General features: G+C 42.5%; 11 protein-coding genes. 8 read left to right on the forward strand and 3 right to left on the reverse strand.

What is annotated here, in order from left to right:
* Positions 1-44: 44 nt before the first annotated feature.
* Entirely contained in the window at positions 45-1817 is a 1773-nt protein-coding gene (locus tag M0C34_RS08970) for a sodium:solute symporter family protein (protein WP_248715287.1), read from the reverse strand.
* Between the two features lie 475 nt (positions 1818-2292).
* On the opposite strand from M0C34_RS08970, the gene M0C34_RS21245 reads away from it, so the two are divergent.
* The 6 genes from M0C34_RS21245 (at position 2293) to M0C34_RS09005 (ending at position 9016) form a co-directional block, all read left to right on the forward strand.
* Complete coding sequence (locus tag M0C34_RS21245) at positions 2293-3012, forward strand: FadR/GntR family transcriptional regulator (protein ID WP_305883160.1); 720 nt, start codon at positions 2293-2295, stop codon at positions 3010-3012.
* Positions 3013-3389: 377 nt separating this feature from the next.
* Positions 3390-3728 (forward strand): cupin domain-containing protein, encoded by a 339-nt coding sequence (locus tag M0C34_RS08985; RefSeq protein WP_248715288.1) that lies wholly within the window; start codon positions 3390-3392, stop codon positions 3726-3728.
* Between the two features lie 1452 nt (positions 3729-5180).
* Positions 5181-6029 carry a polysaccharide lyase family 7 protein gene (locus M0C34_RS08990; RefSeq protein ID WP_248715289.1) on the forward strand — a complete coding sequence of 283 codons (849 nt, stop codon included), beginning with the start codon at positions 5181-5183 and terminating at the stop codon, positions 6027-6029.
* Between the two features lie 271 nt (positions 6030-6300).
* Positions 6301-6981 (forward strand): oligogalacturonate-specific porin KdgM family protein, encoded by a 681-nt coding sequence (locus M0C34_RS08995; RefSeq protein ID WP_248715290.1) that lies wholly within the window; start codon positions 6301-6303, stop codon positions 6979-6981.
* A 114-nt stretch (positions 6982-7095) separates the two neighbouring features.
* Complete coding sequence (locus tag M0C34_RS09000; RefSeq protein WP_248715291.1) at positions 7096-7851, forward strand: SDR family NAD(P)-dependent oxidoreductase; 756 nt, start codon at positions 7096-7098, stop codon at positions 7849-7851.
* Between the two features lie 442 nt (positions 7852-8293).
* Entirely contained in the window at positions 8294-9016 is a 723-nt protein-coding gene (locus tag M0C34_RS09005) for a FadR/GntR family transcriptional regulator (protein ID WP_248715292.1), read from the forward strand.
* A gap of 574 nt (positions 9017-9590) precedes the next feature.
* On the opposite strand, the gene M0C34_RS09010 is transcribed toward M0C34_RS09005, so the two are convergent.
* Together M0C34_RS09010 and M0C34_RS09015 are read right to left on the reverse strand one after the other, a co-directional pair.
* Positions 9591-11738 carry a heparinase II/III domain-containing protein gene (locus M0C34_RS09010; RefSeq protein ID WP_248715293.1) on the reverse strand — a complete coding sequence of 716 codons (2148 nt, stop codon included), beginning with the start codon at positions 11736-11738 and terminating at the stop codon, positions 9591-9593.
* A gap of 2 nt (positions 11739-11740) precedes the next feature.
* Positions 11741-13879, reverse strand: coding sequence for a heparinase II/III domain-containing protein (locus M0C34_RS09015; RefSeq protein ID WP_248715294.1), 2139 nt, complete (start codon positions 13877-13879; stop codon positions 11741-11743).
* Between the two features lie 301 nt (positions 13880-14180).
* On the opposite strand from M0C34_RS09015, the gene M0C34_RS09020 reads away from it, so the two are divergent.
* Together M0C34_RS09020 and M0C34_RS09025 are read left to right on the forward strand one after the other, a co-directional pair.
* Positions 14181-15947 carry a sodium:solute symporter family protein gene (locus M0C34_RS09020; RefSeq protein WP_248715295.1) on the forward strand — a complete coding sequence of 589 codons (1767 nt, stop codon included), beginning with the start codon at positions 14181-14183 and terminating at the stop codon, positions 15945-15947.
* Positions 15948-16062: 115 nt separating this feature from the next.
* Positions 16063-16398 carry a cupin domain-containing protein gene (locus M0C34_RS09025; RefSeq protein WP_248715296.1) on the forward strand — a complete coding sequence of 112 codons (336 nt, stop codon included), beginning with the start codon at positions 16063-16065 and terminating at the stop codon, positions 16396-16398.
* Positions 16399-16401: the final 3 nt, after the last annotated feature.

The raw sequence follows: 16401 nt of genomic DNA on the forward strand, positions 1-16401 counted from the left end.
CAAAAGGAATGGTCAGTTCCGGTCTTACTTTAGTTAAGGACTTACTATGAATCAGACTCTATAGCATCACCCACATTAGGCTTATTGGTAGTATCGGCTTTTATCAGCAATATACCTACAGCCATGATGATGGCGCCACAAAGAACAAATACCATGCGGTCTCCAAAAGTATTAGGCAAGAATACCAGTAGGGTTACGAATCCACCTGCTGCTAAAATCAACTTGCCCAACATGCTACGCTGTTTGTTATCTAACACTTCTTGCTCAGCACTTTCGTTCACTAACGGTGTGTGTAAGTTATTAAAGAACTTATCTACATCTTTAGAACGCTCTTCGCTTAAGCCCTTGTAGAACAATTGAGACACGATAAAGAAGCCACCAGTCAACACAATGTGACCAATCAAAGCGATAGCAACTTTAAGATCTTTCCACTCTCGGTTAGTTAAGTCTTGGTCAAGGTTAAAGATGTCTTGAATATGTTCAGGACCAATCACAAAACCAACAACGTAGGATACACATGCGCCTACTAGCAAGGTTCCCCAGCCTGCCCAGTCGGGTGTTTTCTTAATAAAGAAGCCTAAGAATGCTGGAATAGTCATTGGGAAGCCTAACATCGCGCCTGCAAACATCATTGCATCAAATAGGCTTAAGCCTTTTAACGAGTTAATGAATAGCGCGAACAAGATAATAAGAATACCAAACACCGTGGAGGTGATTTTAGATACTGCCACTAACTCGTTTTCTGACGCTTGAGGACGCAATATTGGTTCGTAGAAGTTTTTAACAAAAATACCCGAGTTACGGTTTAGACCTGAATCCATAGAGCTCATTGTAGCGGCAAACATGGCAGCAATTAATAGACCGACCATACCGGCAGGCATATATAGCTCAACAAAGGCTAGATAGGCTGCGTCAGCTGCTTTACTGCCCATTTCTGGGTGCATAGCGGCTAAATCAATCCCTTGACCGGCCAAGAACCATGGCGGAATAAACCAAATTACTGGACCTAAGGTCATCAAACAACATGCAAGTAACGCGGCCTTTTTTGCATTTTTTGAATCTTTAGCAGCCAAGTAGCGGTAGGAATTTAGCATATTATTAGTAATGCTGAACTGCTTAACAAAGATGAAGAACGCCCAAATCGTTAGAATGCTTACATAATTAAGGTTGTCACCAATCACGAAGTCACGTGGGAATTCTTCCAGAATGTTGCCTACGCCACCAGAGTGAATAATCGCAACGATACAACAGGTTACCGTTACAGCCATGATCACGACCATTTGCATAAAGTCAGAAGCAATAACCGCCCATGACCCACCGGTAACTGACATTATCAGTACAACCAATCCCGTTAGGATAATTGTCCAAGTCATATCAAAACCAAAAATACCAGAAGCAATAATCGCCAAACCATTTAGCCAAATACCGGCAGATACCACACTGTTAGGCATACCAGACCAAGTGAAAACTTGTTCATTATGTTTACCAAAGCGCATGCGAATGGCCTGAATCACCGTTACTACACGAAGTTGACGGAATTTAGGTGCAAAGTAGGCATAGTTCATAAAGTAACCAAAGGCATTGGCTACAAAAATAATCGCAACAGCGAGGCCGTCGTTATAGGCTTTACCTGCGGCTCCAGTGAAGGTCCATGCACTAAATTGTGTCATGAAGGCGGTTGCACCCACCATCCACCACAGCATTTTGCCGCCCCCTCTAAAGTAGTCACTGGTATTACTGGTAAATGTTCTGAACATCCAACCAATTGCGATTAAAAAGCAAAAATAAATGAGTACAATAAGGACGTTTAAATCCATCTGTGTAATTCCTCTTCCATAGTAGATAGCGCTACCTTAACAACCACAATGGCAATATTGTATGACATATGGGGCTAAGTGCGATTTTGATCTCATTTTTATATCTACTCTCGCTGAAAACGTTATCTAGATCGCATCTAAAAACAGCTGAAGCTAAGTATTTACAGAAACCTAATTGAAAATTGAAAGTAGATGACTCTCTAAGCCACATTTTGGTTTGTTTAATGATGGCGTTTAATTGTAATACATGATTGGTTTTTTTGCGCTTAGTGTGTATTAAAAAAAGCTGTAAATAAGACCCGTTTATGCCACGGGTGTAATAAAAAAAATACAGTTATATCAGAATGATAAATGGTTTCTCATGAAGTGCTAATGAAAATCTGTTAGGGTAAGAGCACTAAAAGAGTGCTGAATTTTTTATCCCGCACTAGGTTAATATCTATGGTTTATTTCATAGGAAAGTAAAGGAACACCTATGTCTAATGAATTTGCAATAATAGAAGGCGCTTCTCGCAGTTTACACCTTCAAGTCGCGAGGGAAATTGCCAAAAGTATTTTATCTGGGGCCTTGCCGCAAGAGAGTATTATTCCTTCAGAGATGGAACTATGTGAGCAGTTTGGTGTTAGTCGAACGGCATTGCGTGAGGCAATCAAGCACCTTAGCTCAAAAGGATTACTAGAATCTAGGCCGAAAATAGGCACCCGTGTTAAGAGCAGAGAGCATTGGAACATGCTTGATTCACAGCTATTAGGGTGGATGGCAGGCATTGGCGATTTACAAGATACTCTGGCTGAGTTCTTGGCGTTACGCCGCGCCATTGAGCCCGAAGCTGCAGCGTTAGCTGCGATAAATGCTACTGCTGAGCAGCGCGTTTTACTGTCGGAGTATTTTCAAAAGATGTTAGCGATTGCTAAGGGAGATGATTCTTCAGATTGGGTCGAGGTCGATTTGCAGTTTCATCGGTTAATCTATCTTGCCACCGGAAATAATTTTTATATTCCTTTTGCTAACGTACTCCAAGTTATGTTCATCGGATTCTTTAAACACTCTTCAAAAGAAGGTGGTACCTGCATCGAAGAGCATACTGCTATTTACCAGGCAATAATGGCTGGTGATGCAAATAAGGCCAGAGAAGCGAACTTAGCATTACTGAATAATAGTAATCACCGATTACCTGCAGAAGATGTTGCTTAAACGCCATTCGTGAGCACATAAAAAAACCTCGCCATGCGAGGTTTTTTTATGTTTATAGATGTAAGCCATTCTCTGGCCAATATCGTATAGCAACTTGGCCATTGCTACAGGCTCATTTGTCAGACATATAGCGTTCACCCATGAATGCAACTTGGCCTTCCTAAATAATTTCAAGTTTTTCAATTACGATAATTGTTAGCCGAATGCTGTTAATTCTTTAGTTAATGTCTAATTAAACTTAAATTCAATTAGCTATTGAAATTTATGCTTACAAGGTTTATATGTATTATTATATAATATTTATTTTATGTTTGTTTTAGTGAAAGCTCGGTTTCACTATTACTGGCGAGAAACCATAAATCAATGGAATGGAAATTATGTATAGTGGTACTTTTTTTAGTTCGGAAGATACACCTTGGGAAGATTTAGGCGAGGGAATTAAACGGAAAATAGTGGGCTTTACCGATACTTTAATGGTGGTGCATGTTTGCTTTGCAAAGGGGGCTATAGGCACTGCACATAGCCATGAACTTCATGACCAAATTGCCTATGTCGCAGCGGGAAGCTTCGAAGCTGAGGTTGATGGTGAAAAGCAGACGCTACAAGTTGGTGACGCTTTTATTGCGCGCAAACATTCTAAGCACGGCGCTGTTGCTTTGGAAGAAAACAGTGTTTTAATCGATACATTTTCTCCACCAAGGGCAGACTTCTTATAGGGATGGGCTAAAGAGGTTAATCCTGCCTTAATAATGTGGCAGTAGCGGTCTAACCTCTAATGGCTTAGCCAACTAATGGGCCATGTTTACATTAAGCTATGCTTAAGACCTGTTGCGCGAACGGCCCGTATATATCACTGGCTCACTGTCGCAGTGGCTTAAACATGAACCATTGAGTTAATCTGCTGAATCCTTCTTTTTTAGTAGCGTCATTATGTCGATTAACACTAGGCAAACTATAATAAACGCTAGAAACACGCCTATATGTATCATGGTTTTTCTCCTTCGCTTGCTTTTCCCTTGTCAATCACAGTGATTGAAATTAATTTTATTTATCGTTTATCATTAAATAATGAATGTTTTGTAGTGATGTGTAAACAAGTGTTTAATCCTATTTGCTGTTTTTGTGAGCGCTGCTGAATGATAGGTACTTTATCGTCAACACAATGAGGTCATGATTACAGCTCTAGAATGGTTAGTGGCTTAAGCTAAGTCACTAACCAATTTAATTTTTAGTTATAATATTACAATTTATGTGATCGGAATAAGTATTCGTCTGTGAGTCTGGTCTTGTTTTTCTGCTACTCTAAAGTCCACTAACCATTCTTGCGGTACTCAATTCTTGTCATTTGGCTGTTTAACTGCAGTATAGTTAACCACTCTGATATGACAGGCTTTATAAAAATTGTCTGACAGTATTGGCCGTGATTCTTGCCGCCTGGCTTGTATTACGACGACTTATGTTTCAGATAATCTGAGCACTTTTAGTGGGGGCGTGCCAGACAGCTGGGGCCCTAAAATTAGACTTATTACCTATTTCAACATTGTTACCGCCTATGCCTTGGCTGCACTTGCAATAGCCCACAGAGAGCCCTAGAGCTCATTATCGATAACAAAGCACTGCCTTTATTGATGGTATGACCAAGCGTGTTACTGCTATTAGCTTCAACGTGGAAAATGCAAATATGATTTCTATATCACCTATAACAGGTAATGGTGAGAAGCGGCAATTGAACATGGTTGTCTGTTGTTAGTGGTGATCCTCTGGTTTGGGAGGGCAAATACCCAACAGTGTTTGTTGTGGCAAAATAAGCGCCACAAGATGTCACAATCAGCGTACTTAAATCATTCATTTGTGACTCAGTTCATATTGGTAGTAATGTAATACAAATAATTCTAGCCTTTATCGTTTCAAGGATTAAAATATAGTTGATTGGGCTGCTCAGCTATGTCACTGACTGCTCAATCAAAAATTGAATGTTCTGATTTTGAATTTCATAAAGCTTAAATAGAAAATGGAAACGTCGCCGACCAGCGTTTTGAGATACTTGAAGCTAATTTGTCTGAGGGTATACATTCCAAACATTGTGAGTTCATTGTTCATAGCCTTTCAGTTTTTCCTAGTTGGTTTACGCATTGCTTAGGCAGTGCGTTTTTTTTGGGAGTTCTAAAATGACAAATAATAATGTAGCTCACCTTGTAATGCTTACCGTAACGCTGGGCTTGTTAGCTGGGTGCGGTTCAGGCTCTGACAATTCGGTTGTTTTGCCGCCGGTTGACCCTGATAGTTCATGGGCCTTAAGTCAATGGAAATTAACCCTGCCAGAAAGTAAAGACAGCTACTTTGGTAGCGGGGGAAGCGGAGCCGCAGAGGTAATTCCCGGTGGTTGTAGCCTTGATGGTAGCTCTCTGAATGAAGATTTGTCTAATGACTATTTTTGGGTAACCGAGGATGCGCTTCATTTTCGAGTACCTCTAAATGGTGGTGTTTCTACGCCGAATTCTAGTTATCTGCGCTCAGAGTTGAGAGAGTTATTTACATGGTCTCCTTGTGAAAGTAATGGTGATGCAGCGAGCACTTGGCCTGTTAGCGGACAGCATCAGTTGTCTGCGGTGCTACAAATTGACGACTACGTGCAGAACACCCGACCAAAAGTCGTCGTCGGGCAGATACACGCATTAGATGTTGACCAAGCTTTGGTTAAACTATTGTGGGAAGGTTATGACAGGCCTGTACGAGTAATTTTAAATCAACAACCAGGAAAAGACAGTGCTTTTAGTGTCGACTTAGGCGTGGTGAATACTGATTATTGGAGCTATGACATTACCATGACAGCGACCGGTGTGATAGTTACCGCAGGGGGGGTCAGCCAAACGCTGAAATTCAATGGTGTCGATTTAAGTACGGATTGGTTAGCGCTGCAGTATTACTTTAAAGCGGGGCTATATCCCCAAGTGGACAAAAACAATGGTGGTGTTTTTGAAGCCAGCTTTCGACAAGTGGTCATAAACCATCAATGACCCCAAAACACCGTTTTTAGTACTAATTTTATGTGAATAACCAGCATTATTGCTGGTTTATTTGAATATAGTCCCACTGGCATTTATCTCTTCACCAAATGATTGCTCTGTAATATAGGGGTTAACTGGGATTTCGCGTTGAAAATTCGTGATCTTAAGCAATCTTTAACTAATTGCTTGATGAGTGATCACAAAACCATCAAAAAAAAGTTGGACTCGCCTGTAAATAGTATTGTAATACAATTGATGATTACTAAATATAGAGAGAAATATGAAACCTAATAGCCTAGTTTTGTTGGTCGCTAGTCTTGGCTTCGTCAGCGCCAATGCAGCAGCTACTTCGGTAGACTTTCGTCACGAATACAAAAGTGACACAAAGCAACATGCTAGCCGAGTGAAAATGGCTCACACCTTTGACAACAATTTTGCTTTAGCGCTAGAGCTGAAATTTAAAGGTGAAGAGGGCAAGTTCATGGAAGATTTACAGTCAAACGGATCAGAAATAGATCTCGGTTACCGTTACAAAATTAATGACCAGTGGGCACTAATTCCTGGCATGCCTATTGAGTTTAGTGACGCCGGCACGACTTTTAAGCCGCAATTACGTCTTACCTATACCCCTGAGAATCTAAGTGGCTTCTCGCTTAGTGGGCGTTACCGTTTAGATATAAAGCCTAGCGAAGATATCAATAAGTATCGCCATCGTTATACCGCTAATATAGCGTATAAATATCAACAGTGGGCCTTTGGTCTAGAGGGCAACTATTATTATTCAGATAACCCTGAGTATCTGCTGTTTGACAATGGCCGCACCAATTACGAAAACAACTTTACCGTTCATTACTCAATGGGGGATTGGACACCGTGGTTGGAGTTTGGTGACGTTTCTGTATCGAGTAACTCTAGCCAAAGAGAGCTTAGAAGCCGCATTGGTTTACGTTACAGTTTTTAAAATGTGATCTAGGTATTTGTAATACAATAAATAGTTTTATAATCTTATTGTATGAATAAAGGGGCTTACTCTTTTAATTGAGATCACTATAAACTAATCAATGAGAGCATAAATATGGCTAATAAAATCGCATTAATCACCGGTGCAACCGGTGGTATCGGCTTCCAAGTGGCTAAACGCTTAGGTCAAGAAGGTTATACCGTTATTCTAAATGGTATTGAAGACGAGCGGGGAGCCGAGCGTGTTGCTCAGCTGACCGCTGCGGGTATTGAAGCGGAGTACTATGGCTTTGATGTGACCGACGATGCTGCTGTGGCAGAAAACGTGACTAAAATTGGTGAAAAATTCGGTAAAATTGATGTCGTAGTGAACAATGCTGGAGGCCTAGGCGGCCGCAGCCCTATGGAAGAAATGACCACTGAATTCTACCGGTTCGTGATGGCGCTTAATTTAGACAGTGCCTTTTTCGTGTCGCGCGCCGCCATTCCATTTTTAAAGAAAGCTGAAAATGCGTCAATCATTAACTTTACATCAAATGCAGCTTGGAATGCCGGTGGTCCTGGTGCAGGAATATACGGTGTTTCTAAGGGTGCAGTTCACACCTTAACGCGTGCTTTAGCTAAGGAATTAGCGCCAGCGGGCATTCGTGTTAATGCTGTGTCGCCCGGTACCATTGACACGCCATTTCACGCTCAAATAAAAGAAAGTAAACCCGAAGTATTCGCTTCATGGAAAGACAGTATCATGCTCGGTCGTTTAGGCCAACCCGAAGAAGTTGCCTCTACGATTGCTTTTTTGGTCAGTGACAACGCTTCTTTTATCACTGCTGAAACGGTGCAAATCGGAGGCGGACAAGCCTTAGGTATCTAGGCATTTAGTTGCTTGGGCGGCTAGAAACGCTATTAATAGTAATCCTTGCCAGTTCTAAAAGACCACACAGTAAACGGTGTGGTCTTTTTGTTTTTAAGACTGAAGTTTGGCTCGGTGGTCACAAAGTAGAATGCACTGCTATGTTTGTGCTTGATTGACCGCTATATACAACCTGATTTATGTTCTAACAGTAAACATATTGTAATATCTTTCATTAATTTCTCGCAGCTTTCAAGGTAAAGCAATATTGATTATCTTTCTAATGGACGGCCTTTGAATAGGGCCTTAAGTGTTATAAATAAAGCGATCAAGCCAGCAATTGCTAGCTTTTTTTGTTTATGATAGCGAGCAAATCAGGTAGGATTAATAATACTTAATGAGTAGCAGTAATCTCAGATCGATTAGTCTGGGATTACTAATATTTATTTTTTAGGGTTTTTTCATGTCTAATGAATTCGATTTAATCAAAGGTTCTTCCCGTAGCCTTCATTTACAAGTTGCCAGAGATATTGCTCGTGGCATTCTATCCGGCCAATTACCGCAAGGAAGTATCATTCCAGGTGAGTTAGACCTTTGCGAGCAGTTTGGGGTGAGTAGAACGGCCTTAAGAGAAGCTATTAAATTATTGAACTCGAAAGGTCTGCTCGAATCTCGTCCAAAAATCGGCACTAGAGTAAGAGACCGCGAATATTGGAATTTTCTCGATTCCCAATTATTAGATTGGATGATGGGCTTAGAAAATACCGAGCGCTCATATCAAGAATTTTTGGCGCTACGACGGGCAATTGAACCTGAAGCTGCAGCGTTAGCAGCTAGAAATGCCACGGCTGAGCAGCGCATGTTGTTATCTGAAGTTTTCCAGAAGATGGCTGACGTAGCGAGCGGTAAAGATGTTACTCACCAGTGGACCGATGTTGACATGGAGTTCCACCGGTTGGTTTTCCTCTCTACCGGCAATAGTTTCTATATTCCTTTCGCGAACGTATTACGTACTATGTTTGTGGGCTTTATTGACCATTCATCTAAAGAGGGTGGCACCTGTATTGAAGAACATAAAGCTATCTATGATGCGATAATGATAGGCAATGCCGACAAAGCACGTGAAGCAAACTTAGCGTTACTTAATAATAGCAATCACCGTTTGCCTTCAAATAATGCTGCATAGTTATAGTTAATCGCTCCATTCCCCCCATCTCAATGCCGAACTCACTCTGTGATTTCGGCATCTATTTGTTGCCAACTTTGTAACGCTTGTGCTTTCGGTTTTGGCTAGTTGGCCAGAATAACCTGCTTAATACGGTGAAATAATGTCGGTGTTACTCACAACATTAATCGAATATTGTTCGTGGCGTACATTGTCGTTCACCTAACACACTCGATGACTAAACCCACACTGATAATGCCCCTTGTCAGTGCTGTTTGGAAATCGGCAGCCACTAAGATAGCTAAACGACTTAGTCTTATTGCGGCTGATTTTGTGGAGTAGGGTATTGTTACTTGTTGACGATGTACCAACACCTTCCTGCCCATCAGGGCACCGTCTGCAGGGGCGAAATGTCGAGTGCTATTGGCGAAGTGTCGAGAGCTATTTACAGTAGCCTTAAGAAACACGATATGACATACAAGTAGATGTGAATGACCGCTAAGTATTGTTTGCCAATGATTTGAGACTTAGGTTTGCTGATTATTAAACACAAAAAAGCCCCGCGATGCGGGGCCAAATAAATAAGCCAGCAAGCTTATTTCACTAGTATAGGACCACTCCAGCGAAGCGTTTCACCATTAAGCTCTAATTGGTGTTGGGTCGCCTCTTGTACGTTGGCTTGGTTAGATACACAAACCAAAATTTGCTTTCCTGACAGCAAATGAATAGCTACTGCCGATGCTACTTTGTTATGTGCCAATACTTCTACAGATGCAACTTGTCCACGCGCATCGGTGCTTGCTTCAATTGCTTCATTGAAATAACCGTGCGTTTCAAAAACGTTTGCGAATAGATGTGATTTACCCTGTTGACGTAATATCAAAACAGGTTCGCTGCGTAAGTTGAAGTCTGGGTCATTAGCGCCAGTGCGCGCCATAATCACTTGGCTATTGTCTACTGCTGAACTAATCATTGAGTAGTAACTGTTGCCTTGCAACCAAGTGACTAAGCTAGAACCGCTTACTTCTGCGCTAGCTTGGTTCCACAAATGCTGGTAACCATTACTATCACCTAGGGGTTTTAAGCGGGCGTTACATTCGTAGTTAAAGTCGCTGCGAATAAACTGACCTGAATAATGTAAGGTGTAATCGTAGTTGTGCTGTTCTTCGCTGACTAAGCGAAATAAATCTAGCACTAATGGTTTGGCGAAACCTTCAGCTTCAAACATAATCACACTGCGCTGCTGGTCTACCCCTGGGTAGTAGTTTCGTACTATCGCACTCATGGCCTGCAGCTTGCTGTCGTCGGTAACGAAGAAGTGTTTCTCGCCCCATTTTTCTTCGGCGGTGGCGGTATCGCCTTGGTTTTGGCTTTGAAAATCAACCACTACAGTGTTGTGAGCAATAGTTTGCTTGGCGTAGCTTTTGTTTTCAGGGATGTATCGACCACCAAACTTAGGCTCAACATTTACCCAGCGACCAAAGCCGTAATCATGCAGGACTTCTTGGCCACGGTTGAATAGGTTGAAATGCAAACCATCGAAGTGCCCATGGTCTAGCGCAGAGTGCAATTTGTGGTCACTGCCATGTTGGCCAAACCACAATAGTGCCATGCTGTCGTCTTGTGTTGCATCGCGGTGACGCAAAATAGCTACGCCGCCACGGTCGCCTTCGGCGCCATCGCTGAGTATTAAGCTGCCCCAGTTAAAGCCACCAATGTTGTCGGCGTTGTCACTGGCTTCAGACAAACTTGCACCTGAGGCATGAACCCATACTTTAGCTTGATGTTTGGCCATTGCTACTAGGTTGGCATCACGTTGATAGCGGCTAAAACACATGCTGGTAGCGATTAAGATACCCTCGTCGTTGATGTCCATGGTTTTAGATGAATCATTTAACGCTGGTAATACACCATTTGGAAAGGCTGTTGCCATTACTGCATAGGTGGTGGTTTTAATTACTTGGTCTTTAAGCTGGTAAATGCCTATTTCTGGTTGGCGACGCTCAATAGCTTCGGCAAATAAGAAAATAGGGCGCAGTGAGAAACGGTGATAATACGGGCCTTCCATGTAATAGCCGTCTGGCGAAAACAGTTGAGTAAGTTGAGCAATAAAGCCACCGCTTACACTGTCGCCTTTTAAGCCATACATTGCTTTGTCTACACTGGCTTGGTCTTGAATGGCATAACCACAAATGCCTACACCTGCAACAGCCCATAAACCATGGTTGTGTACAATGTCGAAATCATGCGCATATACATCAACAAATAGCTCAATCATTAGTTTGAACAGATCGTTTTCGATCAGTGTTTGTTCGTCAGCAGGCAGTTTATGGCGAATACACGAATAAGCACATGAGGCATACAACATCCACATGTTCTCGTTCAGCGTTTGGTGGAATAAACGCCCAGGAGGATTTGAATCTCGGCTAGTGTTTAGCTCTAAAGTAGGGTACACCTTGGCATATTCAACCAACATGCTACGCGCATAATCAAGGTAGCGTTGGTCTTCGGTAATCAAGTACAAACGGCCCGCTAAATCCAAGTGGATGTAGTTTTGCTTGTGGCGGTTGTGTTCGTAACCGCCAGCTTCACCGTGGCCTGGGATCTCAATGCCAATAGGCATGTAGGCTTCTAAAGCGGCCATTTCGGCTGCAATCGATTGGCCGATTAGCGTGTCGGTATTTAGGTGCTTAGCGAGCTCTTTTGCTTCTTCAAAGCTGATCAATAAGGGTTGGTAAGTCATGATTAACCTCGGTTCTTTAGTAAAGCCAGAGATCCCTGCCAGCAATAGGTTTGTTGATTAAATTCAATAGAGTGTTGTGTATTGGGTGTAACATCGCGCTGATTACTTATCATAATCGTGAAGTTGATGTCTTCCCCCTGCACAGTAATAACACTGCCGATGTCATTGCTAACAATCACCGTCACTTGGTTTACTTTACCGCGAGCATTGGTACTTGCTTCTACCGCTTCGTTAAAGTACCCGTGGGTTTCTAATACGTTAGCAAATACCGTAGATTTAGCCTTACGGCGTAAGATAAAACTGGTTTCGTTACGCAGGTTAAATTGTGGGTCGTTAGCGCCAACACGCGTAAAAAACAGTTCATCGTTGGCTTCACTCGCACTAATCCACGAGTAATAACTGCTGCCTTGTAGCCAGCTAACTAAGCTGTTATCCGCGGCTTTACCTTGCGCTTCATTCCACAGGTGTTGATAACCATAATTGTCACCCATTGGGGCTAATTCAGTGTGGGTTTGGTAGTCGCTATTACAGCGTACAATTTGCCCTTGGTATTGCAGGGCGTAATCGTAGCTATGTTCTTGTTCGCTGCTTAAACGGAATACATCAACTAGCAAGGGAGCTTCAAGGGCTTCATCGTTAATTAGTACTAAACTGCGCTGTTGTTGAACGCCGGGGTAGAAATCATCGGCAAAGGCACTGACGGCCTGTAAGTCTTGATTGTCTGTATTAAAGAAATGGGGAATACCATGTTTGCTGTCGGCTAACTTAACGTCAAAGTTATTTTGACAGCCTTGATCTACCGCTACTGCATTATGGGCTATGGTTTGGCGTGCGTAAGATTTATTTTCGTCTAGGTAACGCCCACCAAATTTAGGCTCTACATTTACCCAGCGACCAAATCCGTATTCTTTTAACACTTCTTGGCCGCGGTTAAAGAAGCTAATACCCAAGGTATCAAAATGGCCATGGCCCATGCCATGTTGGCCATAGTTCATCACTAACTGGCTAACGTCACCACCTTTGCTTTGCATACGAACAAAACCTTGAGCTCCGCGGTCGCCATTGGGGCCTTCGTTTAACTCTACGCTTGGCCAGTGTGGCAGGCTTGGGTTGGTGCTTTGCTCATAAGCATCGGAAAGTGTTAAGCCACAACTATGTAGCCAAACGCCTTGCTGAATCTGTGCCATAGCTAATAAGCGTTCATCATGACCGTAATGTTTGTAGGCTAAGCTGACGGCAACCACCACGCCTTGATCTTTGATATCCATTGATAATGAAGCATCATTTAGCGCAGGGAATACGCCATTAGGGTAGGCGGTAGCAAGCATCGCTTTTATGGTTTTGCCGATGACTTGATCTTTATATTCAAAGATATTTAGTTCTGGGCGGTGGCGGTGTAATACCTCGGCAAATAAACACAGTGGTCTAATGGCGTAACGGTGATAATAGGGGCCTTCCATATAGTAGCCAGAGGGAGCAAATAGTTGGCTAATTTGAGCTAGAAAACCGCCAGTCACATCATCGCCTTTCAAGCCATGCACTGACATCTCTATGTATTCGGGTTTATCAATGGCGAGCCCACATATACCGACGGCGGCAACAGCCCATAAACCATGGTTATGAATGCGGTCAAAGTCGAAGCCATATTTGTCGGTGAACATGTCCAGCATCGGTTGAAATAACTGGCCTTCGATGTGTTGGCGCTGTTCTTCGTTTAACCAATGTTTAATACAGCTGTATCCTAGGCTGGCATATAAAAGCCAAACGTGTTCGTTTAAGATCTGGTGGAACAAGCGCCCAGGAGGATTAGTATTACGCTGAATATGGAAACCAAAACCTAAATATTTGTCAGCGTATTCACTTAACATATCAGCTGCGTAATGAGCGTATTGGTCTTCACCTGTAATTAGAAATAGGCGGCCTGCTTGGTTAATATACTGGTAGTTCTGTTTGTGGCGGTTATGCTCATACCCGCCAGCTTCACCGTGTCCAGGCACTTCAATAGGATTGGCCATGTAAGTTTGGGTATCGCTAATCATGCTAGCTAAGGTTTTACCCATTAAGCTATCGCGCCCCAGTTGATTACGCATATCTAATATTTCGTGATGACTCATTAACACTGCATTTACGTTCTCAAGCATTGTAACCTCGTAATACTCATATCTATTGGCTATAAAGTAATACAAATAGACCAACTAGTCAGCATAAAGATTTAAAAGAGTGAGCTTACTCACAATATATCTAACAGGGAGCTTCGAGCTGTCTCTAAGCCCTTTTATACGGGGCTTATACGGTACTTGATTGCAAATAACTTTTCTGACAATTAAAAACAATTCGATCTCCATCACATATAATGTGCTTTTGTATTACAATAAGATGATATTGCTTTTAAACTACGTCTGTTCTTTAATTTTCAGTTTCAATTAACCTTCAGAGGCAGTTATGAGTATTGATATCGTTGTTGTACTAGCCTACTTCGTATTTTTGATTGCGATAGGCTGGATGTTTCGTACTTTTACCTCTTCCACCAGTGATTACTTTAGAGGCGGCGGTAAAATGCTGTGGTGGATGGTAGGTGCGACAGCATTTATGACTCAATTTTCAGCATGGACCTTTACTGGAGCAGCAGGGAAAGCATTTACCGATGGTTTTGCCATCGTTATCTTGTTCTTGGCCAACGCGTTTGGCTATTTTATGAATTACATTTATTTCGCACCTAAGTTTAGGCAGCTTCGCGTTGTTACGGCCATTGAGGCGATTAAAAAGCGCTTTGGCCGTACCTCTGAGCAGTTTTTTACTTGGTTAGGTATGCCTGACAGCTTGATTTCTGCGGGTGTCTGGTTGAACGGTTTGGCCATTTTTGTTGCCGCCGTATTTAACATCCCGATGGAAACAACCATTATCTTTACCGGTGTAGTACTCGTGATTATGGCCGTAACTGGTGGATCTTGGGCCGTTGTAGCTTCTGATTTTATGCAGATGTTAGTGATTATGGCTGTGACAATTACGTGTGCTATTGCCGCTTACTTCCATGGCGGCGGTTTAACCAATATCGTTAGTAATTTCCATGGCGATTTCGTTGTAGGCAGTAACTTAAACTACATTAGTATTTTCTTACTTTGGATCGTGTTCATCTTTGTTAAGCAATTCGGTGTCATGAATAACAGCATTAATGCCTACCGTTATTTGTGTGCCAAAGACAGTGACAATGCGCGTAAAGCTGCAGGTCTTGCTTGTATCTTAATGATTGTTGGTCCGCTAATTTGGTTCTTACCGCCTTGGTATGTGAACGCGTTCATGCCTGACTTTGCCGAAGCTTATGGCTCGGTGGGGGGCAGTGATGCAGCTTATTTAGCCTTTGTTCAAAATGTGATGCCTGCGGGCATGGTAGGTTTGTTAATGTCGGCAATGTTTGCGGCTACGATGAGCTCAATGGATTCAGGTTTAAACCGTAATGCAGGCATTTTTATACGTAATTTCTATTCGCCGATCGTACGAAAAGAAGCGGCCAGTGAAAAAGAGCTGATTGTAGCGAGTAAGTTAGCCACGATATTTATGGGCTTTGTGATTATCGCAATAGGCTTGTTTATAAATTCATTACGTCATTTAAGTTTGTTCGATATTGTGTTGAACATTGGTGCTCTAATTGGCTTCCCAATGTTAATTCCTGTGTTATTAGGCATGTGGGTGCGTAACACGCCTGATTGGGCTGGATGGGCCACCTTGATAGTTGGTGGTGTGGTGTCTTACGTATTCGGTGTGGCACTTACAGCAGATGATATCCAAAACTGGTTCGGTTTAGAGCAGCAACTAACAAGCCGCGAATGGGCAGACCTTAAAGTTGGCTTAAGCTTGGCTGCACACGTAATTGTTACCGGTGGATTCTTCCTTGCAACAACCAAGTTCTACCGTGGCCGCACCCCTGAGCGTCAAGCTGAGGTTGATGAACTATTTCGTGATTGGAATACGCCGGTTTATGCAGAAAGCGAAGAGCAACAAAACCTTGATACTCGCCAACGTTCAATGTTGGGCAACCTCATTAGCGTAGCAGGCTTCGGAATTATCGCGATGGCTTTGATTCCAAACGATATATCAGGCAGAGCTTTATTCGTATTATGTGGAACTATCGTGTTAACGGCGGGGATACTGTTGGTTCAAGCAGCACGTAAACCTAATAAAACCTTAACCGTTGAACCTGCAACTGAATAATTCAATTAACAACAATCGAGCAGCAAGGTCGCGCGCGGCCTTGCGATTCGATAATTAGATAGCCGTCTATCTATTGATAGGCAGTAAGTACAATTAGATAATAACGAGAAACACTATGACAGCATTTTTTAATTCAGCAGAAGCCACTTGGGACGACCTTGGCGATGGCATCACCCGTAAAATTGTCGGTTATACCGAGCAGTTAATGGTTGTTCATGTTCGCTTTGAGAAGGGGGCCATTGGTGTACCTCACGCTCATGAACTACATGATCAAATTGGTTACGTTGCTGAAGGCAGCTTTGAAGCTGAAGTTAACGGCGAAAAGAAAATTGTTAAAAAAGGCGATGCCTATATCGCTTCAAAAACCTTTATGCATGGGGCCGTGGCGCTTGAAGAAGGCAGTGTACTAGTAGATTGTTTCTCACCCCCGCGTGAGGATTTCTTGGCTTAAGAG

The organism is Agarivorans sp. TSD2052 (assembly GCF_023238625.1).
In the GTDB taxonomy this organism is placed as follows: domain Bacteria; phylum Pseudomonadota; class Gammaproteobacteria; order Enterobacterales; family Celerinatantimonadaceae; genus Agarivorans.